Source organism: Sulfitobacter sp. THAF37 (genome assembly GCF_009363555.1).
Taxonomy (GTDB): domain Bacteria; phylum Pseudomonadota; class Alphaproteobacteria; order Rhodobacterales; family Rhodobacteraceae; genus Sulfitobacter.
Genome location: NZ_CP045372.1, coordinates 2,740,840 through 2,761,033, shown reverse-complemented (window position 1 = coordinate 2,761,033; position 20,194 = coordinate 2,740,840). Strand labels below are relative to the sequence as shown.

General features: G+C 66.0%; 16 protein-coding genes. 6 read left to right on the top strand and 10 right to left on the bottom strand.

Annotated elements, in window-relative coordinates; translation table 11 throughout:
* Positions 1-117: 117 nt before the first annotated feature.
* The 3 genes from hemB (at position 118) to FIU94_RS13520 (ending at position 3,514) form a co-directional block, all read left to right on the top strand.
* The gene (gene hemB, locus FIU94_RS13530; RefSeq protein ID WP_152466287.1) at positions 118-1,119 is read left to right on the top strand and encodes a porphobilinogen synthase; all 1,002 of its coding nucleotides are present in this window, start codon (positions 118-120) and stop codon (positions 1,117-1,119) included.
* A 222-nt stretch (positions 1,120-1,341) separates the two neighbouring features.
* Positions 1,342-2,844 carry an ATP-binding protein gene (locus FIU94_RS13525; RefSeq protein WP_152466286.1) on the top strand — a complete coding sequence of 501 codons (1,503 nt, stop codon included), beginning with the start codon at positions 1,342-1,344 and terminating at the stop codon, positions 2,842-2,844.
* 103 nt (positions 2,845-2,947) lie between these two features.
* Positions 2,948-3,514, top strand: coding sequence for a YSC84-related protein (locus FIU94_RS13520; protein WP_152466285.1), 567 nt, complete (start codon positions 2,948-2,950; stop codon positions 3,512-3,514).
* Between the two features lie 118 nt (positions 3,515-3,632).
* Here the strand turns inward: FIU94_RS13520 and FIU94_RS13515 are convergent, their stop codons facing one another.
* Together FIU94_RS13515 and FIU94_RS13510 are read right to left on the bottom strand one after the other, a co-directional pair.
* Positions 3,633-4,289: a glutathione S-transferase family protein gene (locus tag FIU94_RS13515; RefSeq protein WP_152466284.1), complete on the bottom strand. Its 657-nt coding sequence runs from the start codon at positions 4,287-4,289 to the stop codon at positions 3,633-3,635.
* 99 nt (positions 4,290-4,388) lie between these two features.
* Positions 4,389-5,261, bottom strand: a complete 873-nt coding sequence (locus tag FIU94_RS13510; RefSeq protein ID WP_152466283.1) for an NAD(P)-dependent oxidoreductase — start codon at positions 5,259-5,261, stop codon at positions 4,389-4,391.
* A 92-nt stretch (positions 5,262-5,353) separates the two neighbouring features.
* Between FIU94_RS13510 and FIU94_RS13505 the strand changes: the two genes are divergently transcribed.
* Both FIU94_RS13505 and FIU94_RS13500 read left to right on the top strand, forming a co-directional pair.
* Positions 5,354-7,822 carry a penicillin acylase family protein gene (locus FIU94_RS13505; RefSeq protein ID WP_152466282.1) on the top strand — a complete coding sequence of 823 codons (2,469 nt, stop codon included), beginning with the start codon at positions 5,354-5,356 and terminating at the stop codon, positions 7,820-7,822.
* Complete coding sequence (locus FIU94_RS13500; protein WP_152466281.1) at positions 7,819-8,382, top strand: pseudouridine synthase; 564 nt, start codon at positions 7,819-7,821, stop codon at positions 8,380-8,382. The genes FIU94_RS13505 and FIU94_RS13500 overlap by 4 nt, the downstream gene beginning before the upstream one ends.
* 278 nt (positions 8,383-8,660) lie before the next feature.
* Here the strand turns inward: FIU94_RS13500 and FIU94_RS13495 are convergent, their stop codons facing one another.
* From FIU94_RS13495 to trkA, 5 genes are all read right to left on the bottom strand, one after another.
* Positions 8,661-9,062: a DUF2177 family protein gene (locus FIU94_RS13495; RefSeq protein ID WP_152466280.1), complete on the bottom strand. Its 402-nt coding sequence runs from the start codon at positions 9,060-9,062 to the stop codon at positions 8,661-8,663.
* 93 nt (positions 9,063-9,155) lie between these two features.
* Positions 9,156-10,454 carry a GTPase HflX gene (gene hflX, locus FIU94_RS13490; RefSeq protein WP_152466279.1) on the bottom strand — a complete coding sequence of 433 codons (1,299 nt, stop codon included), beginning with the start codon at positions 10,452-10,454 and terminating at the stop codon, positions 9,156-9,158.
* Positions 10,451-10,690 carry an RNA chaperone Hfq gene (gene hfq / locus FIU94_RS13485; protein ID WP_007119530.1) on the bottom strand — a complete coding sequence of 80 codons (240 nt, stop codon included), beginning with the start codon at positions 10,688-10,690 and terminating at the stop codon, positions 10,451-10,453. The genes hflX and hfq overlap by 4 nt, the downstream gene beginning before the upstream one ends.
* 130 nt (positions 10,691-10,820) lie before the next feature.
* Positions 10,821-12,371: a TrkH family potassium uptake protein gene (locus FIU94_RS13480; RefSeq protein WP_152466278.1), complete on the bottom strand. Its 1,551-nt coding sequence runs from the start codon at positions 12,369-12,371 to the stop codon at positions 10,821-10,823.
* A 3-nt stretch (positions 12,372-12,374) separates the two neighbouring features.
* Positions 12,375-13,760 (bottom strand): Trk system potassium transporter TrkA, encoded by a 1,386-nt coding sequence (trkA, locus tag FIU94_RS13475; RefSeq protein WP_152466277.1) that lies wholly within the window; start codon positions 13,758-13,760, stop codon positions 12,375-12,377.
* A gap of 124 nt (positions 13,761-13,884) precedes the next feature.
* Between trkA and FIU94_RS13470 the strand changes: the two genes are divergently transcribed.
* Positions 13,885-14,358, top strand: a complete 474-nt coding sequence (locus tag FIU94_RS13470) for a hypothetical protein (RefSeq protein ID WP_152466276.1) — start codon at positions 13,885-13,887, stop codon at positions 14,356-14,358.
* 694 nt (positions 14,359-15,052) lie between these two features.
* On the opposite strand, the gene FIU94_RS13465 is transcribed toward FIU94_RS13470, so the two are convergent.
* The 3 genes from FIU94_RS13465 to FIU94_RS13455 all read right to left on the bottom strand — a co-directional run bounded on the left by FIU94_RS13465 (position 15,053) and on the right by FIU94_RS13455 (position 20,194).
* A complete protein-coding gene (locus FIU94_RS13465) occupies positions 15,053-16,465 on the bottom strand; it encodes a sigma-54 dependent transcriptional regulator (RefSeq protein ID WP_152466275.1) in 1,413 nt (470 codons plus the stop codon).
* Positions 16,462-18,681 carry a PAS domain-containing sensor histidine kinase gene (locus tag FIU94_RS13460; protein WP_152467058.1) on the bottom strand — a complete coding sequence of 740 codons (2,220 nt, stop codon included), beginning with the start codon at positions 18,679-18,681 and terminating at the stop codon, positions 16,462-16,464. The genes FIU94_RS13465 and FIU94_RS13460 overlap by 4 nt, the downstream gene beginning before the upstream one ends.
* 139 nt (positions 18,682-18,820) lie before the next feature.
* Positions 18,821-20,194: a response regulator gene (locus FIU94_RS13455; RefSeq protein WP_152466274.1), complete on the bottom strand. Its 1,374-nt coding sequence runs from the start codon at positions 20,192-20,194 to the stop codon at positions 18,821-18,823.

Below are 20,194 nucleotides of genomic sequence, written 5' to 3'. Positions count from 1 at the left end.
CTTGACCTCTGGTTCACAAGTGCGCAGGTCATACCCAAGCCACCGGGCAATTCCTACCCTTGAGAGCGCGATTTTTTCATGCCAAGCACGTGCATAGGCCAACTGAGGTATTTTTGCATGAACCCCGTCGTCGCCCCCTTCCCCGCTGCCCGTCTGCGCCGGACCCGCGTCAGCCCCGCCGTACGCGCCCTGGTCCGTGAAAACGCGCTTGAGGTCGGCGACCTGATCTGGCCGGTCTTCGTCCGCGCGGGCGACGGCATAGAGGAACCCGTGCCCTCCATGCCCGGTGTCATGCGCCGCTCCGTCGACAAGATCGTCGAGGCCGCGGCAGAGGCCGACGCGCTGGGGATCGGGGCCATGTGCATCTTTCCCTACACGGGCATCGAGGAACGGACCGAGGATTGCACCGGGGCCTGGGACCCCGACAACCACGCCAACCGCGCGATCCGCGCGATCAAGTCGAAATTTCCCGACCTCGCCGTGATGACCGACGTGGCGCTGGATACCTACAACATCAACGGCCACGACGGTTTCGTCGAGGACGGGATCATCGTCAACGACCGCACGGTGGAGGCGCTGGTCAGGATGGCCCTGGCCCAGGCCGAGGCGGGCGCCGACATCATCGGCCCCTCCGACATGATGGACGGGCGCATCGGCGCCATCCGCGCCGGCCTGGAATCGGGCGGGCATTCCGACGTGATGATCCTCAGCTACGCCGCCAAATACGCCTCCGCCTATTACGGCCCCTTCCGCGACGCGGTGGGCGCGTCGGGTGCGCTGACCGGCGACAAGAAGACCTACCAGATGGACCCCAGCAACGCGGACGAGGCGCTGCGGCTGGTGGCCCGCGACCTGGCCGAGGGCGCGGACATGGTCATGGTCAAACCCGGCCAGCCCTATCTGGACATCTGCCGCAGGGTAAAGGACAGCTTTGGCGCCCCCACCTTCGCCTATCAGGTCTCGGGCGAATTCGCGATGATCAAGGCGGCGGCGCAGAATGGCTGGATCGACGAAGAACGCGTGATGATGGAAAGCCTGATGGGTTTCAAACGCGCGGGCTGCGACGGCGTGCTGAGCTATTTTGCCCCCGCCGCCGCCCGATTGCTGAACGGCGCATAAGCGCCCGCCCGAAGGGTCAGACGCCGCCGCTTGCCCTGCCGCACGGCAGGACTGCGATGCGGATGTCGTCCGGTCGTCATTCCGCCCGGGCAAGAAAACACCAATCTGCCGCAAACCCGTCCACATTTGAACATGATCTGTGTCCTTACTCAACTTCAGGGGTAGCGGGCTCCCGGATAGGTTCGGTCGGCTGCCAGTTCGGGTGTGTAAAGCGTGAGGCGTATGGCTCTGTTGTCCAGCATTGCGATCGACGGGCCGGACGGGGCGGCAGAGCCTGACCTGTTGGGACAGGCCGTCGCAGGTCTGGGCCTGGCCATCCTCGTGCTCGACCATGATGGCACCGTGCTTCAGAGCACCCCGGCCGCCGATACGCTTTTGGGATACGACACCGGGCAGCTGACCGGGCGCTCCGTCTCGGCGTTTCTGCCGGGGTACGACAGCGCGTTGCTCGACAGCCATGTCCCCGCGCCTGCACCCTCAACCACGCTTGGCGCGGTCGCGGGCCGTGGTCGTGACGACCAGCCCATCGACCTTAACGTTCAGATCACCGCCTGGCAGAACGACTATGCCCCTGCCCGGCATACCCTCGTGCTGCGCGCGAAGACTGATATCACCGATCACGGCTGGCCTGACCCCGCCCCGGACGACAGCGCCGTGGAAATCCGGTCCGCCTTCGATCATGCCACCATCGGCAAGGCAATTCTTGATCCGGACGGCATGCTGCTAGCGATCAACCCGGCCTTCTGCGCGCTTCTGGGCCGCAACAGGGACGATCTGATCGGCGCGGGACTGGACGCCATTCTGCACCCCGATGATCTGGAGGCCACGCTGCAGGACCTGCGGCGGCAACGCGGCGGCGCGTGGACCGGCCAATCCGCCGAGCGCCGGTTCCTGCATCAAAGCGGCCATGAGATATGGGGCGACCTCAGCATCGCCGCCGTGCGCGACGAAAACGAAGAGGTTAGGCAATTCGTGGTTCAGGTGGTCGATGTGACCGAACAGCGCCGGCTTCAGGACCTGAAAAGCGAATTCGTCAGCAGCGTGAGCCACGAACTGCGCACACCGCTCACCTCGATCCAGGGCGCGCTCAAGCTGTTCAACGCCCAGACCGCCGACCACGACCTGTCCGCACCGGCACGCCGCCTGCTGCAGATCGCGTTGCAGAACTGTGACCGGCTTGCCCTGCTGGTCGGCGACATCCTGGATTTCGAGAAATTCTCAAGGGGCGATCTGGGCCTTGAGATTTCGGCGCAGGATCTGCGCCCGCTGATCGACAGGGCCGCGACCGACATCCGCCGCATCGCCGATCCGCATGACGTCACGGTGGCGACGCGCCTGCCCGACACCGCCCTGACCGCCCCTGTCGATGCCGAACGCTTTGCACAGCTCATGGACAACCTGCTGTCGAACGCGGCAAAGTTCTCGGACCGTGGCAGCGAGGTTCTGGTCACGCTGACCCGCGACAACGACCGCGCCCGCGTGGTTGTGCGCAACACCGGCAAGGGCATCGCCGAAGATTTCCGCGAATCCATCTTCAAACCTTTCGCCCAGGCTGCCAGCGCCCTCACGCGCGACCACGGCGGCACCGGGCTGGGGTTGAGCATCTGCAAGCAGATCGTCGAAAACCTCGGCGGTGACATCGGCTACGACAGCACCCCCGGCGGCTTTACCGAATTCTGGTTCACCGTGCCGCTGGCATCGACCGGGCGGAACTCCGGGCAATAATTCGCCCAAAGGGCCAAAAGGCATGACACCGGCCCGAATTATGCTTAAAGTTGCCGACAAGTCGGAGCAACCGGCAACAGGCAACTTCTACGGGCAGAACAACATGAACAAATCTATGCTTTCGCGGCGGGCCTTCACCCTCGGGGCGCTGGCCGCCACCCCTGTACTGGCAGCATGCGGCAACGGCCTGGGGTCGCGGGGCAGTGCGATGATCGACGCCCGCGTGCGCACCACGCTGGACGAGATGTATCGCCTCTACCCCAACACCCGCAACCTGGCGGACAAGGCCAACGGCATGCTGGTGATGCCACTTGTGACCGAGGCGGGCCTCGGTCTTGGCGGTGCCTACGGGCGGGGCGCGCTGCTGATCGACGACGTCACGGTGGATTACTATTCCGTCGTCAAAGGGTCCGGCGGCCTGCAGATCGGCGCGCAGCAATACGCGCATGTGCTGTTCTTCATGACCCCCGCCGCGCTGACCGATTTCCGCCGCTCCCCCGGCTGGGCCGCCGGTGCGGATGTGGAATACGTGATTTCGGACAAGGGGGACAGCGTGTCGGCGGATACCACGACCGTTCTGGCCCCGGTTCTGGCCGCCGTATTCGGCCGGGCGGGCCTGCGGCTGGGCGCGACGCTGGAAGGCACCAAATACACCCGCATCATTCCCTGATCCGGGTCGGGGCCGAGCCGACATTGCCCAGCCCTGCCAGTGCACTGACGCGAGTTGGGCGCTGGTGGTCAGGAAAACCGTCCCCAGCCGAATTGCCGAATGCGGACAATCCCGCCGCTCACTCCTGGGCGCGGGCTGTCTTCGCGTTCGCCGCCTCAAAATGGGCCATTTGATCGGCGTAAGCCTTTTTGAAGGCCGGTCGATCCGTAACACGGCTGACATAGGCTTCTGTCGCAGGGCGGTTTCCGAAAGCCCTGACTTTTGTGACACGAAGCACATCGGCCATCGCGAGGTCAGCGACCGTAAAACGATCCGCCGCCAGCCATTCGCGCGCACTCAGGACACGTTCGATATGCGACAGCCGACTTTCGAGCCAGCCGGTCAAGCCGTTTTCCTGCGCACCTGTGATGTCCAGAAACCACCAGGGGACCGATACCATTTCCACCGAGTTCAGCGCGGCAATGGTCCATTGCAGGGCCTGGGCTTCGTCCACCGGGTCGCGGGGCATCAGGACCTCGCTTTTCCGGGCGAGATGAAGCAGGCAGGCGCCGCTTTCGAACATTCTGATCTCACCGTCGTCCAGGTAGGGCACTTGTCCGAAAGGTTGCCGGTCAAGGTGGTTGGTCTCGCGGCCTTCAAATGGAATTGTGCGGACCTTGTAAGACACGCCCGCTTCTTCACAAGCCCATCGCAGCCGCAGGTCGCGGACAAAGCCAGCCGGACCATCCGGCATCGGGACCCAGTCCAGAGTCCAGATAACGACACTATCAGCCATTTTCGATCACCGAACGTGATTACATTAACTTGTCAACGCAAACCCTTGATAACACGGGGTTAATGCAAGGTTAAATTCATGTCCCCGCGGGGACAGGTCCTAGCCCGCGGCGCGCAGGCGCTTGATCAGGCTCGACGTGTCCCAGCGCCCGCCGCCCTGCTTCTGCACATCCTTGTAGAACTGATCGACCAGCGCGGTCACGGGCAGGCTCGCGCCCACTTCGTCGCCCGCGTCCAGGCAGATCCCGAGGTCCTTGCGCATCCAGTCCACCGCGAAACCGTGGTCGAACCTGTCGTCCAGCATGGTTTCATAGCGGTTTTCCATCTGCCAGGACCCGGCGGCGCCCTGGCTGATCACCTCGACCACCGCGCGGCCGTCGAGTCCTGCCTTTTCGGCGAAATGCAGCGCCTCGGACAGCCCCTGCACCAGACCCGCAATCGCGATCTGGTTGCACATCTTGGTCATCTGGCCCGCGCCGCTCTCACCAATCCGGCGGCAGATCTTGGCATAGACCTCGATCACCGGCAACGCCCGGTCGAAGGCCCCCGCATCGCCGCCGCACATGATCGAAAGGGCACCGTTTTCGGCCCCCGCCTGGCCGCCGGAAATCGGCGCGTCGACAAAGCTGATCTGCGTCGCGTCGGCGGTCTTGTAAAGCTCGCGCGTGACCGCCGCAGAAACGGTCGTATGATCGACAAAGACCGCCCCCGCCGTCATCCCGGCAAAGGCGCCGTCATCGCCCAGACAGACCGACCGCAGGTCGTCGTCGTTGCCGACGCAGGCCATGACCAGCTCGGCATCCTTGACCGCGTCGCGCGGGGTGCGTGCCATCGCGCCGCCATGGGCCTTGACCCAATCCTCGGCCTTGGCGGCGGTGCGGTTATAGACGGTCACGTCATGCCCCGCCTTCTGCAGATGCCCCGCCATCGGCGCGCCCATGACCCCCAGTCCCAAGAATGCGAGTTTCGCCATCTGCTTTTCCTTGTCCATCAGTTGCGCTAGTCAGAGGTTTACCTATCACCCTGTGCGCGTTGGTCAATCGCGCCTCTCCCGCGGAGCGTTCAATGGTCACTGTCTTTCGCTGGCTCGTGAGGATCACCGCAGCACTGATCGTGCTCAGCGTCGTGACCGTGGGGCTGGTCTACTGGCTGGCGTCACGGTCCCTGCCCGATTACAACGACACCGTCGAGGTGGCGGGGCTGACCGCCCCGGTCGAGATCGTGCGCGACAACGCCAATGTGCCGCATATCTTCGGCGACGACGATCTGGATGTGTTCTTTGGCCTCGGGTTTGCCCATGCGCAGGACCGCATGTGGCAGATGATCACCCTGCGCCGCACCGCGCAGGGCCGGTTGAGCGAAGTGTTCGGGGCAAGGACGCTGAACACCGACCGCCTGCTGCGGCGCTTTGACATCTACCGGCTTTCGGTCCAGTCGGTCGATGCGCTGGACGCGGCGACCCGGGCCAAGCTGGAAGCCTATGCCGCCGGGGTGAACGCGCGCATCACCCAGATCAACACAGAGGCGCTGGGCCGTGGCGCGCCCGAGATGATGCTGTTCAACGCCCCGATGGCGCCCTGGCGGCCTGCCGATTCCATCGCCATTACCAAGCTGATGGGCCTGCAGCTGTCGGGCCACCTTCAGGCGGAGGTGCTGCGCGCGCGGGTGTCGCTGGCCCTGCCCGAGCAGGAGCGCATCCATGACATCCTGCCCGACGTGCCGGGCCCCGGCGTGGCCGCGCTGCCGGAATACGCCGCCCTCGTGCCGGGCGTGCCGCGCTTTGCCGAGAACATCCCGCTCGATCCGCATCCGCTGTCGCCGTTCAAGGACATCGCCTTTGCCGGGGCCTCCAACGCCTGGGCCGCAGCACCCTCGCGCTCGGCCTCGGGGGGGACTTTGCTGGCCAACGATCCGCATCTGGGCTTCACCGCCCCGTCGATCTGGTATCTGGCCCGGATGGAGCTGGCCTCGGGCGGGGTGATCGGCGGCACCATTCCGGGCATCCCCACGGTGCTGACGGGCCGCTCCGCCACGCTGGGCTGGGGGCTGACCTCGGCCTATGTGGACGATCAGGACGTGCATATCGAGGCGCTGAACCCCGATGACGGCGAACAATACCGCACGCCCGAAGGGTTCAAGGACTTTGTCACCCGGTCCTCCATCATCACGGTCAAGGATGCCGACCCCGTCACCGTCACCCTGCGCTGGACCGACAACGGTCCCGTCCTGCCCGGCAGCCATTACAACCTGGCCAGCATCACCCCGCCGGGGCATGTCGCCTCGGTCAGCTGGACGGTGCTCAGCGCCAAGGACACCTCGATTGCCGCGGCGATGGACCTGATGGAGGCCAAATCCATCGCCGAAGCGATCCGCGCGTCGGAACGCTATATCGCACCGGCCCAGAACCTGACGCTGGTGGACCGCCAGCAGATCGCGATGAAGACCATCGGCGCGCTGCCCCGCCGGGACCCGGCGCATCAGTCCAAGGGGCGGCTGCCCTCGCCCGGCTGGATCGCCGCGAACCGCTGGCAGGGGGTCATGCCGTTTACCGCCAACCCCGCCTTCGTCGCGCCTGCGGGGGGCATTCTGGGCAATACCAACAACAAGACGGTGGACCGGCCCTTTCCCAACCATGTCTCGTACCTGTGGGGCGACACCCAGCGCATCCAGCGGTGGCGGCGTCTGATGCAGGGGCGGCAGGTGCACACCCGCGACAGCTTTATCGAGGCGCAGCTCGACACCGTGAGCTTTACCGCCCGGTCGCTGCTGCCGCTGATCGGCGCGGACCTGTGGTTTACCGAAGGCGCCGCCCCCGACGGCACCGCCGAGCGGCAGCGCCAGCGGGCGCTGAACCTGCTGGCGGAATGGTCGGGCGAGATGAACGAACACCTGCCCGAGCCGCTGATCTATGCCGCCTGGCTCAGGGCGCTTCAGGCGCGGCTGATCCAGGACGACCTGGGCCCGCTCGCCGCCGAGTTCACCCATGTGGAGCCGCTCTTCATCGAACGGGTGTTCCGCGATGTGGACGGGGCGTCGGACTGGTGCGACGTGCGCCAGTCCGCCCCGGTGGAGACCTGCCCCGACATGGCCCGGCTGGCGCTGGACGACGCGCTGCTGTGGATCAACGAAAACTGGGGGTCGCAGCTGGAATCCCTGCGCTGGGGCGATGCGCATCAGGCCACCCACGACCACCCGGTGCTGGGCACGGTGCCGGTGCTGCGCTATTTCGTGAACATCCGGCAATCCACCTCGGGCGGGGACAACACCCTGCAGCGGGGCCGCACCAAGGGCAGCCTGCCCGACCCCTTCGATAACGTGCATGGGGCGGGCTATCGCGGGGTCTACGACTTTGCCGACCCCAATTCCTCGGTCTTTATCACCTCGACCGGGCAATCGGGGCATTTCCTGTCGCGCCACTACGACGACCTGGCGCAGCTCTGGCGGCGGGGCGAATACATCCCGATGTCGCTGGACGAGGATCTGGCCCGGGCCGCCTCGGTCGGGATCACCACCTTGCGGCCCGCGCGCCCGTGAACCGCGTGATCCTGTTCAACAAGCCTTTCGGCGTGCTGTCGCAGTTCACCGACAAGGGCACCGAAGGCTCGACCCGGCCCACGCTGTCGGCCTTTATCGACCAGCCGGGGTTCTACCCCGCCGGACGGCTGGACCGCGACAGCGAGGGGCTGATGGTGCTGACCGACAACGGGGCGTTGCAGGCCCGGATCGCCCATCCGAAATACAAGCACCCCAAGACCTACCTGGTGCAGGTCGAAGGCCGCCCCGATGCCGCAGCACTCGATGCGCTGCGCCGGGGCGTGACGCTGAAGGACGGGCCGACGAAACCCGCCGAGATCGCCCAGATCGACACGCCGGAGGGCCTGTGGGACCGCGACCCGCCGGTGCGCTTTCGCAAGACCGTGCCGGACGCCTGGCTGCGGATCACGATCCGCGAAGGCCGCAACCGCCAGGTGCGCCGGATGACGGCGCATGTGGGCCTGCCGACCCTGCGGCTGATCCGGTGGGGCATCGGGACCTGGCAGCTGAACGACCTTGCCCCCGGAGCCTGGCGCTGGGCTTCGGAAACCGGGGCGTGAGGGGACGACCGGTTTGCGGGACCGGGCGGACGTTGCCCCATTGTGCCATCGCCGGACCGGGGGACGGCGCCTCCGCCATTCGATCTCATGCACTTTATCGCAGCCACGTACCTCTGCGCCCTAGGCTATGCACCAAGCTCAGCCAAAGCGCCGGCCCATGGGGCCGGTCCGCCGCTGGCACGGCGGCCGCCCCGGGCGGCCTCGATTCCGTGCCGGGGTGTTTAGAACGAAGGGTCGCAGGGGATCAGACCCGATTTTTGCCACGGTGCATCGAACCACTACCCCACCAGCCGCGCCACCCAGACGCCGCCGGTGGCCGCAATCGCCGTCAGGCAGGTGCCCCAGGTGACATCCGTCAGCGTCATCTGCCAGGTCCAGTCCTTCATCACCGCAAGCGAGGTGAATTCGTAGGTGCCATAGCCCATGGCCCCGATCAGCGCCGCGTTGCCCAGCACCCACAACAGGCTCCTGTCCTGGGTGATGGCGGGCCAGGACACGAACCACAGCAGCACGCCGACATAGAAGGCGTAGAACACCACCGCCGGGCCGAGGCGGAAATTCTCAAGCAGCAAGGGGCCGATGTCGCGTTCGAAGACGGGTTTGACGATATTGGTCAGCCCGACATAATCGAGCCCGAGGAACAGAATGAAAGTCGACAGATAAAGGACGGCAAGGGTCATGCGGAGGCTCCGATACAGGGTTGACCCAGAATGTGAGGCGCGGGCCGGAAAATTCGAATTTTCCGGGCAAAATTCTTCAAAGAATTTTCCCGCTCAAAGCTGTTGGAACTGCGCTTCCTGCCGGGCCGACCAACGCACCTTCAGCGTAAAGCCCTCTTCGGTCTGGCGTTCCTCCTCGACCACGTCCTGTTCGAAGAGCCAGGCGCGCTTGCGCCCTTCGGCAAAACCCAGATGCAGTTCCGCCGCGCGCACGGCACCTTGCAGGGCTTCCGCCACCGCGGCCTGCAGGTGGTCCAGCCCGTCCCCCCTGAGCGCCGAAATCGCGATCACATCGGGGTCGCGGTCGGCGCGCTGGCGCATCGCCTCGGCGGTGTCCGGTGCCATCAGATCCAGCTTGTTCCAGATCTCGAAGGTGCGGGTGTCCTTGTCCACCCCCAGCGATGTCAGGATCTCGCGCACATCGCGGGCCTGTTCCTCGGTCTCCGCGTGGCTGATGTCGCGCACATGCAGCACGATATCGGCCGCCAGCACCTCTTCCAGCGTGGCGCGGAAGGCGGCGACCAGTTCCGTCGGCAGGTCCGAGATGAAGCCCACCGTATCGCTGAGGATCACCTCCGGCCCGTCGGGCAGCACCAGGCTGCGCATCGTCGGGTCCAGCGTGGCAAAGAGCATGTCCTTGACCATGACATCCGCCCCGGTCAGCCGGTTGAAGAGCGTGGATTTGCCCGCGTTGGTGTATCCCACCAGCGCGACGATCGGATAGGGCACCTTGGCCCGGGCGGCGCGGTGCAGGGCGCGGGTCTTGACGACCTTGTCGAGCTGGCGGCGCAGACGCACCAGCTGTTCGTCGATGGCGCGTCTGTCCGCCTCGATCTGGGTTTCGCCCGGACCGCCGACAAAGCCGAGCCCGCCGCGCTGCCGCTCCAGGTGGGTCCAGGCCCGCACCAGCCGGGTACGCTGGTAGTTCAGCGCGGCCATTTCCACCTGCAGCACGCCCTCTCGGGTCGCGGCGCGGTCGGAGAAGATTTCCAGGATCAGCCCGGTCCGGTCCAGCAGCTTGACGCCCCAGGCCTTTTCCAGGTTGCGCTGCTGCACGGGGCTGACGGGGCCGTCCACCAGGACCAGTTCGACCTCCGCCTCTTCCAGGCGGTCGTGCAGCTCGTCGATCTTGCCCTTGCCGAAAAGCTTGCCGGCATCGACGGTCCGCAGCGGCACGACCTCGGCGCCCACGACGTCGAGCTGCGGCAGCGCGCGGGCCAGCGACACGGCTTCTTCCAGCGCGGGCTGGGGCGTGCGGCGGTCGGGATCGGACCTGATCTCGGGATGCAGCACCCAGGCCCGCGTCACGCGCGGCCCGTCGGTATTGTTGATCTGAAAGGCCGCTTTGCTCAAGAAGCGTCTTCGCCCTCGTACAGGCTGATCGGCTGGCTGGGCATGATGGTCGAGATGGCGTGCTTGTAGACAAGCTGCGACTGTCCGTCGCGGCGCAGCAGGACGCAGAAATTATCGAACCAGGTGATCACACCTTGCAATTTCACACCGTTGATCAGGAAAATGGTGACCGGTACCTTGGTCTTGCGTACGTGATTCAGGAACGCATCCTGAAGGTTCTGTCTGTCAGACGCCATTGGACTTCTCGCTTTTGTTCTTGCTGGCACCCGCGGACCGGGCCCCCCAATTTCCGCAACTATGAAGGCAGCGTGGGGGAGTTTCCACCCCCAATCTGGGCCGCGCCACGGGTTTTGCCCCCTGCCAGTGTCAGCCGCGCCACAGGTCCGGTGTCAGCAGTGCGATGATCGCCAGCGTTTCAAGCCGCCCCAGCACCATCGCGCCGCACAGGATCGCCTTGGCCCAGACCGTCAGCTCGATCAGCCGGATCGGGCTGTCGGTGGCGTATTCCACCAGCGGACCGGTGGTGGAGAGCGAGGCCACCGACAGCACCACCGCATTGTCGAACCGCACGCCGGTCAGCGTCAGCAGCAGGATCACGGCTGTCAGCGACAGGGCGAACAGCATGAAGAAGATCCAGGCGATGAAGGCGCCATTCGATTGCAGCCGCCGTCCCGCGACCCCCGCGCCGCTGACAGAGGAAGGATGCACCAGCCGCTCCATCTCCCGCGTGCCGTTCTGATAGAGCGCGAAGACCCGCAGCAGCTTGACCCCGCCCGCGGTGGTGGCCACCCCGCCGCCGATCAGCGCCAGCCCCATCAGGATCAGCCCCGGTGTCGGCAGCCCGGACCAGTTCTGCGCTTCGATCCAGTGGACCGACACGAAACCGGTGGTGGTCAGGAACGACAGCACGGTGAACAGCGCCCCCCAGAGCGCGCGCACCGCCTGGCCCAGCTGTTCCATCGCAGAGACATCGTAGGCCCCGAGGAAATGGCGGCCAAACAGCACCAGCGGCACCGCCAGCGTGATGAACAGGCCAATGCGGAATTCGGGGTCGGTGCGCAGCCCGCCCTGCGTCGCCGTCACCGTATCCTTGGAAAAGGTCAGCCGCGACAGGGCGAACAGCATGAACAGCGCCATCACCGCTTCTCCGGACAGGCCGATGCCGGTGTTCTGCACCCCGCCCACCGGCGAAATCCCCGAGGTCGCCATGACCGACATGGCGTGGCACAGCGCCACCAGCGGGCGCTGGCCCTCGGCCAGCAGCAGCAGCCAAAGCAGCAGCGTCAGCCCCGCGTAGATCGGCAGCAAGGCGCGCGTCACCCGGACCAGCCGCGCCCGCGGGGGCATCGGCGCCATCCGCGCCGAGGACGTATCGCGCCGCCCCGGTTCGGCCTGCGCGGTGACTTCGAACCCCCCCAGGTGCAGCGGCGCCAGGATCGCCGAGGCCGCGACCCACATCAGCAGACCGCCCATCCAGCCCACCTGAGCACGCCACAGGTGCAGCGTGGCGCTCAGCCGGTCGGGGTCCTGAAACATCGGGGCGCCGGTGGTGGTGATGGCGCTGACCATTTCGAAATAGGCGTTGACGAAGCGGGTCGTGGGCAGCGCCTCGACAAAGGGGATGGCCAGCATCACCGGCAGGAACACGAAGGCCGAGAGCAGCGACATCAACGGCCCGAGCGCGCCGTGCCGGGGCGCGCGCCCCGCGTGGGCAATGGCCACGAGGGAGAAGGCCACCAGGCCCAGCACCCCGGCATAGAGAAACGCCTGTGCGGCGCTGTGGTTGTCCACCACCAGGCCGTGGAACGCCGGCACCAGCATCGAGGCGCAGGCGATGCCGAAGATGAGCAGGAACAGCGGCAGTTCCAGGAAGCTGCTTCCGAGGGTCTTGTCGGTCCTGGTGCGCGGCGCGGTCATGGCTCAGAAGAAGTCGATGGAAACTTGCAGAAGCTGTTCCACCTTGGCCACGTCGCCCGTCAGCGCAAAAACCACGATGGTGTCGCCCTCGTCGATGCGGGTCTTGGACAGGGGTCGCACGATCTTGCCGTCCTTGCCGCCCTTGCGCAGCATCCCCACCAGCACGCCTTCGGGAAATTCGATCTCCGAGATCATCCGCCCCGCGATGGGCGAGGTCGACAGCACCTCGGCCTCGATCACTTCGGCTTCGGCGTCGCCGATGGAATAGACCGCGCGCACCCGCCCGTGGCGCATGTGCCGCAGGATCGAGCTGACGGTGGTGGCCCGCGGGTTGATGTAGGCATCAATGCCCAGCGGCGTCATCAGCGGGACCAGGGTGGGATCGTTGATCAGCGCGATGGTAAAGGGGCAGCCCTCGGCCTTGGCGCGCACGCAGGACAGCATGTTGGTCTTGTCGTCGTCGGTGACAGCCAGCATCGCATCGGCGCGGCTGATGCCGGCTTCGGCCAGCAGCGCCGCGTCCAGCCCGTCGCCGTTCAGCACGATGGTCCGCTCCAGCGCCTCGGCGGCGCGTTCGGCGCATTTGCGGTTCTTTTCGATCATCTTGGTCCGCATCCGGCTGGCGCCGGTTTCCAGATGCAGGGCCACGGTCAGCCCCACGTTGCCCCCGCCCACGAGCACGATGCGCTCCTGTTTGGAGGTCCGCTTGCCGAAGATTTCCATCGTGCGGGGGATGTCCTCGTGATGACAGAAGACGTAGGTATCGTCCCCCACGAAAAGCTGATCGGCGGATTCCGGCGCAAACAGGGTCCCGTCCCGGCGCACGCCGACCACCACCGCCCGCAGCGTGGAGAACAGATCCGTCAGCTGGCGCAGTGGCGTGTTCACCACCGGGCAGTCCTGGTCGATGGTGATGCCCAGAAGATGCGCCTGCCCGTCCATGAACACCTCCGTGTCAAAGGCGGCGGGGGCCGACAGGCGCTGCAGCGCGGCGGCGGCGACTTCCTTTTCCGGGCTGATCACCACGTCGATGGGCATGTGGTCGCGCCGGTAGAGGTCGGAATAGATCGCATCCAGATAGCTTTGCGACCGCAGGCGCGCGATCTTGCGGTTGATGCCGAAGACCGAATGGGCGACCTGGCATGTCACCATGTTGACCTCGTCGGAATGGGTGGCGGCGATGATCATCTCGGCATCGCGGGCGCCCGCGCGGTCGAGCACGTCAGGATAGCTCGCGAAGCCCGCGATGCCCTGCACGTCCAGCGTGTCGGTAGCCCGCCGGATCAGGTCGACGTTGCTGTCCACCACGGTGACGTCGTTCCTTTCGCCGCTGAGGTGGCGGGCAATCTGCCAGCCAACCTGACCCGCACCGCAAATGATGACCTTCATGGTGGAACCCCGTGTTTCCCAAGCCGCACCGCCCTGCGCGCCCTGCCCCGGTTAGAAGACATGACGCCCCGCTTGGCAAGGGGCGGCGATTGCCTTCGCGGCGGACAGGGGGCAGGATGGCGGTATGAAACAGATGTCGATGGCCGCGATTCTCGCGCTTCTTTCGGTGGCGGCATGTGCACCGCTGACCACCTATTACAAACCCGGCGCCTCGGTCGAGCGGCTCAACCGCGACACCACTGCCTGTCAGGTTGCGGCCCTGCGCGACGTGCCGGCCAGTACCCAGGTGCGGCGGACGCCCCCCGAATTCGTGCCGCCGCGCCGGCGCTGCGATTCGGCCGGAAATTGCACGGTGGTCCCCGGCTATTACATCCCCGGCGAAACCGTCAGCTTCGATCCCAATGACGGGCTGCGCAAGAGGGTGGAGCGGCAGTGCATGGCCGACAGGGGGTACGCACCGGTGTCGATCCCGCCCTGCCCCGACACTGTGGCCCGTGCCGCGCCGCCCGCCGCCACGCGCGTGCTGCCCGCGCTGGGCCCGCAGGCCTGCGTGATCCGCAACCGCGGTGGCAGCTTTCAGATCGTCAACCGCGGCTGAGCGGCGCGGCGTTCCGAGAAATCAGCGGTCTGATCTGCCCCGGTCGAACACGGGGCGTTGTGGCGTATCGAATGCCAGGGCGCAGGCTGGATGCGGGCGTTTCGGATCACCGCGGCGCGCCCCTGTGCGGGGCGAGGCACAGCTTCGGCCCCGGTGCCCTTGCCCAGTGCGCTCTCCGGCTTACTGCAGATGAAGACATGTCATTTTTGACAGGTCGGCCCCGGTGCGCTTGCCCAGTGCGCCCTCCGGCCCACTGCAAATGAAGACATGTCATATATGACATGTCGTCCCCGGGGCCCTTGCGCAGTCCGCCCTCCGGCTCACTGCAGATGAAGACATGTCATATTTGACATGTCGTCCCAGGGGCCCTTGTTCAGTGCGCTCTCCGGCTCACTGCAGATGAAGACATGTCATTTTTGACATGTCTTCATTAGTGCAGGGGAGATTTCCAAGAAACCTTGTGCAGGAGAGCGTGGGCATGTCGAGCAATCCCGGGTAGTGTCGTCGCGTGATCCCGGGTCATCTCATGTCGAGCGACCCCCGGTTATCTCATGTCGGGCGAGCCCGGGTTGTCTCATGTCGACCGATCCCGGTTATCTCATGTCGCGTGATCCCGGGTTGGCTCATATCGAGCGACCCCCGGCTATCTCATGTCGGGCGATCCCGGATCGCCCAACGCCGACGGCCCCCCGGTTCACTCCGCCGCCGCCTGTTCCTCGTCCACATGGGCCACCCGCACCCCCGCCTTGGCCGAGGTCACGACCCCCAGCGACTTCAGCTTGCGGTGCAGCGCCGAACGCTCCATGCCGACAAAGTTCGCCGTGCGGGAGATATTGCCGCCGAAACGGTTGATCTGGGTCAGCAGGTACTCCCGCTCGAACGCCTCGCGGGCCTCGCGCAGCGGCAGGGTCGCCAGAGCACCGGACAGCACCACCCGGCCGTCGTCTTCGCCGCGGTCCTCTTCGCCGGGCAGTTCGCGCGCCTCGATCGGGCCGGTCCCCTCGCCCAGGATCAGCACGCGCTCCACCAGGTTCTTGAGCTGGCGCACATTGCCGGGCCAGACCATGGTCTGCATCAGCGCAATCGCATCGTCGCTGAGGGCGCGCTGCGGCAACCCCTGGCTGCGGTTGAATTCCGCGATGAAATGTTCGGCAAGCAGCGGAATGTCCTCGCGGCGTTCCTCCAGCGACGGCACCGCAATCGGCACGACATTCAGCCGGTGATACAGCTCCTGGCGAAAGGTCCCGGCCCGGATCTCGGCTTCCAGGTCACGGTTGGTCGAAGAGATCACCCGCAGATCCACCCTGACCTTGTCGTTGCCGCCGACGCGGGTGAATTGCTGGTCCACCAGCACCCGCAGGATCTTGGACTGGGTGCCCAGCGGCATATCCGCCACCTCGTCAAAGTAGATCACCCCGCCGTGGGCCTGTTCCAGCACGCCGGATTCCACTCCCCGCTCGGCGGTTTCGCGGCCAAACAGGACTTCTTCCATCCGGTCCGGGGCGACGCCTGCGCAGTTCACGGTGACGAAGGGGGCCTGCGCCCGGTTGGAATGGGCGTGGATATAGCGCGCCGCAATTTCCTTGCCCGATCCGGCCGGGCCGCTCAGCATCACGCGCCCGTTTGATTTCGTCACCTTGTCGAGCTGGCCCAGCAGCGACCGGAAGGCGGCCGAACTGCCCAGCATGTCCGAGGACGCGACGTCCTTGCGCTTGAGCGTCTGGTTCTCGCGGCGCAGGCGCGAGGTTTCCATGGCGCGGCGGATCACCACCAGAAGCTGGTCGATGTTGAACGGCTTTTCGATGAAATCGTAGGCACCCTGTTTGATCGCCGCCACCGCGATTTCGATGTTCCCGTGGCCCGAGATGATGACCACCGGCACGTCCGGGTTGTCGCGCTTGACCGCCTTGAGGATGTCGATGCCGTCCATCCGGCTGTCCTTGAGCCAGATATCGAGGATCATCAGCCCGGGCGGTTCGGTGTTGATCGCGGCCATCGCCTCGTCCGAGCCGCCCGCCAGCCGTGTCGCGAATCCCTCGTCTTCCAAGATGTCCGAAATCAACTCGCGGATGTCTCTTTCGTCGTCAACAATCAGAATATCACTCATGCGGTTTCCTCCATCTGGGCTGGGGTCTGGGCTGGGACGATCGGCAGGGTGATCACCGCCATCGCGCCAAAGTGGGTTTGCCCCTCGAACACGGGGGCGTTTTCAAGGGTCAGGCTGCCGCCATGTTCCTCGATGATCTTCTTGACGATCGGCAGGCCAAGGCCGGTGCCTTCGCTGCGGGTCGTCACATAGGGCTCGAACAGCCGTGCCCGGTCCTCGGGCAGGCCGATGCCGTTGTCGGCGATGGTGATCCGCGCGGTGGTCCCGTCCGGTATCAATGCCACCCTGATCTGCGGCACCAGATCGTCGGGAGCGCCTTTTTCTTGCAGGCTTTCAATGGCTTCCCCGGCGTTCTTGATCAGGTTGGTCAGCGCCTGGGAAATCATCGCGGCATCCACCTGCCCCAGCACCGGCGCGTCGGGCAGGCTGTCGCGGATGCGCACGCCGGGCTGGCCCGCCCGTTGCAGCAGCACCGCGTCGCGCAGGAGCTGGCCAAGATCCTCCTGCGCGGTCTCGGGCTCGGGCATCCGGGCGAACTTGGAGAATTCGTCGACGATACGGCGCAGATCGCCGGTCTGGCGGATGATCACGCTGGTCATCTGGTCCAGCCGCTCGGCGTCTTCGCCCTGCAGCTGCGCGCCGAACTTGCGCTTGATCCGCTCTGCCGACAGCTGGATCGGGGTCAGCGGGTTCTTGATCTCATGCGCGATGCGGCGCGCCACGTCGCCCCAGGCGGCCATCCGCTGGGCGCTGACCAGGTCCGTCACATCGTCAAAGGCGACCACGTAGCCCTCAAGCCTGCCATTGTCGCTGCGCCGGGTCGCCATGCGCACCAGCAGGTTCTCCATCGTGCCCTGGCGCGACACCTTGACCTCGCCCGTGGTCGCCTCCGCCCCGGTCCCGGAGAGGGTGTCGAAGAGCGGGCCGAACTCGGGCACCGCCACGCTCAGCGCCAGCGACTGCTGGTCCTCTGACCAGTCCAGCAGCCGCATGGCGGACCGGTTGACGAAGGTCACGCGCCCCTCGGGATCCAGCCCCACCACCCCGGAGGTCACCGATGTCAGCACCGAATCGAAAAGCCTGCGGCGGCGTTCGATCTGGCGGTTGTTGTCCAGGAGCGCCTCGCGCTGACCGCGCAGCTGGGTGGTCATCTGGTTGAAGTAGCGCCCCAGCATCGCGATCTCGTCGTCGCCGTCCTCTTCCCGGACCTGCACCTCCAGATCGCCCGCGCCGACCTGCTGCGCCGCCCCGGTCAGCCGCCCCACCGGCCCCGAAAGCCGTTCGGCGAACCACAGGCCAAGCCAGACGGCGGCCAGGATCAGGATCACCGCAAAGCCGACGTAGAGCAGGCCGAATTCGAACAGCAGCCGCCCCCGGTCGGCTTCAAGCTGCTGATAGAGCCGCGCGGTTTCCTGGGTTTCATCAAGCAGCGACAGGATATCGCCGTCCACATCGCGGCTCACGTAGAGATAGCGGTCCACCACCTCCCGAAGCGGCACCAGCGCGCGGAATTCGTTGTTGGCCCAATCCTCGATCACCAGGATGTCGGCGTCGCGCGAGTCGGCGATCTGCTGTTCGGTCGGTTGCTCGAAGTTGAACAGATACGACCGCGCCCCGCGCGCCCGGATCTGGCCGGTGCCGTCGATCAGATAGGCCTCGCGCAGGCCGCGCTGGATCTGGCCCTGACCTTCGGTCAGCAATTGCCGGTCGGTCAGCACACGCCCCGGCCCGGTGTTCTGGTCGATGAACCGGGCCAGAGCCGCCGCATCCTCGCGCAGGCCCTCGCGCTGTTCGGCCTCATAGGCCTGCGCGGCGGTCAGGGAACTTTCCACCACCGAGCGGACGCGGTCGGAAAACCAGCCCTCCAGGCCGACGTTGACGGTCAGCCCCGCAAAGACCGCGACGCTGATGGTGGGGATCAGCGCCATCAGCGCGAACACCCCGGTCAGCCGCAGGTGCAGACGCGACCCGGCGGATTTCGCGCGGCGCGCCGCGACCAGCCGCGCCACCTGCGACAACACCAGCGCCGCGACCAGCAGGACATAGACAAGGTCGGTCAGAAGGATCAGCCGCAGGCTGGGCGTGTTGGCACCCTGCCCCAGCGGCCCGAGAATGAGATAGGTCGCCATGGCCAGCACCGGCCCCAGCACGACCAGGCCCAGCGTGGACAGATTGCGCACGCGTTTGACGCGCCGCAGGCGGCCCAGTTTCTCCAACGTGATCCTGCGTGACCGGGATGCCACCCGCTACCTCGCCTGATGATGTGATGCACCGGGGCATCAACCGCCATATTATGTGGTCCTGACCGCACTCCGCCTTTGGCTGAGACACGATGGCCACGGTTATGTGGCGGTTTTACATCATTTTGCGGCCCCGTGTCACCTCAATATCGAGATCGGTGATTTTCTTGCGCAGCGTGTTCCGGTTGATGCCCAGAAGATCGGCGCATTTGGCCTGATTCCCCGAGGTCGCGCCAAGCGCGATCTCGATCAGCGGGGCCTCCACTTCGCGCAGGATCTGCGCATAAAGACCCGGCGGCGGCAGCACCGCACCATGCTGGTCGAAGTAGCGGCGCAGGTGGCGCTCAACGCTCTGGCCCAGACGTTCGGTATTGGCCTGGGTGCTCAGCGGTTCGGGCGAGGGCTGCGCGCCCAGCACCTGCTCGGCCTCGGCCTGCGAGATTTCCGCCGCGCGGCTGGTCAGGGCAAGCTGGCGCATCGCGTGTTCGAGCTGTCGCACGTTGCCCGGCCAGGGGTAATTGGCAAAGACCTTGGACGCGCCTTCGGACAGGTGGCGGGGGCCGGTGGTCCCGGTGCCTTCGGCCTTTTCCAGAAAATGCGCGGCCAGGAGGTCGATGTCCTCCACCCGGTCGCGCAGGGCGGGCACATGCAGGGTGGCGCCCGACAGCCGGTAATAAAGATCGCGGCGCAGGGTTCCGGCCTTCATCGCGGCGGCAAGGTCGGACTGGCTGGCCGCCAGAAAGCGCGGCGCATATTCGCCCGGTGCGTCCATCATCCGCGCGATCCGGGCCTGCACTTCCTTGTCGATGTCGGCGATTTCGTCGATCAGCAGCGTGCCGCCGCGCACCCGCGCCAGCACCCGTGCGGGTCCTTCGAGGTCCTGCAGTTCGGCCCCGGTCACGGTCACGAAGGGCAGCGAACGGCGGTCGGAGAAGTCGTGGATCGCGCGCCCGATCAGCGATTTTCCGGTGCCGCTTTCGCCCCAGATCAGCACCGGCAGATCGGTGTTCATGACCCGCGCCACCAGCCGGTAGAGCGCCTGCATGACCGGGGTGCGGCCCACCAGCGGCAGGTCGTCACGTTCGTCCGATGCGGTTCGGCTGGCGGGTGCCGCGCGCGGTGCGCCCTTTCGGTCAAGCGCGCGGGCGGTCCGCTTCATCAGGTCCGGCAGGTCGAACGGTTTGGGCAGATAGTCAAAGGCTTCGGCCTCGGCGGCCTTGATCGCGGTCATGATGGTGTTCTGGGCCGAGATCACGATCACCGGCATGTCGGGCCGGTCGAGCGAGATTTTCGGCAGCATTTCCAGACCGTTGCCATCGGGCATGGCAACATCGGTTATGACCACGTCGCCCTTGCCCTCGCCCACCCAGCGCATCAGCGTGGTCAGGCTGGAGGTGGCATGCACCTTGCAGCCCGCGCGGGTCAGCGCCTGGGTCAGGACGGTGCGGATCGTGCGGTCGTCATCGGCGACAAGAACGGTGCCATCCAT

What these genes read in the sequence shown, in the direction of transcription:
- hemB (WP_152466287.1), top strand. Translation starts at nt 118, where the DNA reads ATGAACCCCGTCGTCGCCCCCTTCCCCGCTGCCCGTCTGCGCCGGACC.
- FIU94_RS13525 (WP_152466286.1), top strand. Translation starts at nt 1,342, where the DNA reads ATGGCTCTGTTGTCCAGCATTGCGATCGACGGGCCGGACGGGGCGGCA.
- FIU94_RS13520 (WP_152466285.1), top strand. Translation starts at nt 2,948, where the DNA reads ATGAACAAATCTATGCTTTCGCGGCGGGCCTTCACCCTCGGGGCGCTG.
- FIU94_RS13515 (WP_152466284.1), bottom strand. Translation starts at nt 4,289, where the DNA reads ATGGCTGATAGTGTCGTTATCTGGACTCTGGACTGGGTCCCGATGCCG.
- FIU94_RS13510 (WP_152466283.1), bottom strand. Translation starts at nt 5,261, where the DNA reads ATGGCGAAACTCGCATTCTTGGGACTGGGGGTCATGGGCGCGCCGATG.
- FIU94_RS13505 (WP_152466282.1), top strand. Translation starts at nt 5,354, where the DNA reads ATGGTCACTGTCTTTCGCTGGCTCGTGAGGATCACCGCAGCACTGATC.
- FIU94_RS13495 (WP_152466280.1), bottom strand. Translation starts at nt 9,062, where the DNA reads ATGACCCTTGCCGTCCTTTATCTGTCGACTTTCATTCTGTTCCTCGGG.
- hfq (WP_007119530.1), bottom strand. Translation starts at nt 10,690, where the DNA reads ATGGCGTCTGACAGACAGAACCTTCAGGATGCGTTCCTGAATCACGTA.
- FIU94_RS13480 (WP_152466278.1), bottom strand. Translation starts at nt 12,371, where the DNA reads ATGACCGCGCCGCGCACCAGGACCGACAAGACCCTCGGAAGCAGCTTC.
- trkA (WP_152466277.1), bottom strand. Translation starts at nt 13,760, where the DNA reads ATGAAGGTCATCATTTGCGGTGCGGGTCAGGTTGGCTGGCAGATTGCC.
- FIU94_RS13470 (WP_152466276.1), top strand. Translation starts at nt 13,885, where the DNA reads ATGAAACAGATGTCGATGGCCGCGATTCTCGCGCTTCTTTCGGTGGCG.
- FIU94_RS13465 (WP_152466275.1), bottom strand. Translation starts at nt 16,465, where the DNA reads ATGAGTGATATTCTGATTGTTGACGACGAAAGAGACATCCGCGAGTTG.
- FIU94_RS13455 (WP_152466274.1), bottom strand. Translation starts at nt 20,194, where the DNA reads ATGGATGGCACCGTTCTTGTCGCCGATGACGACCGCACGATCCGCACC.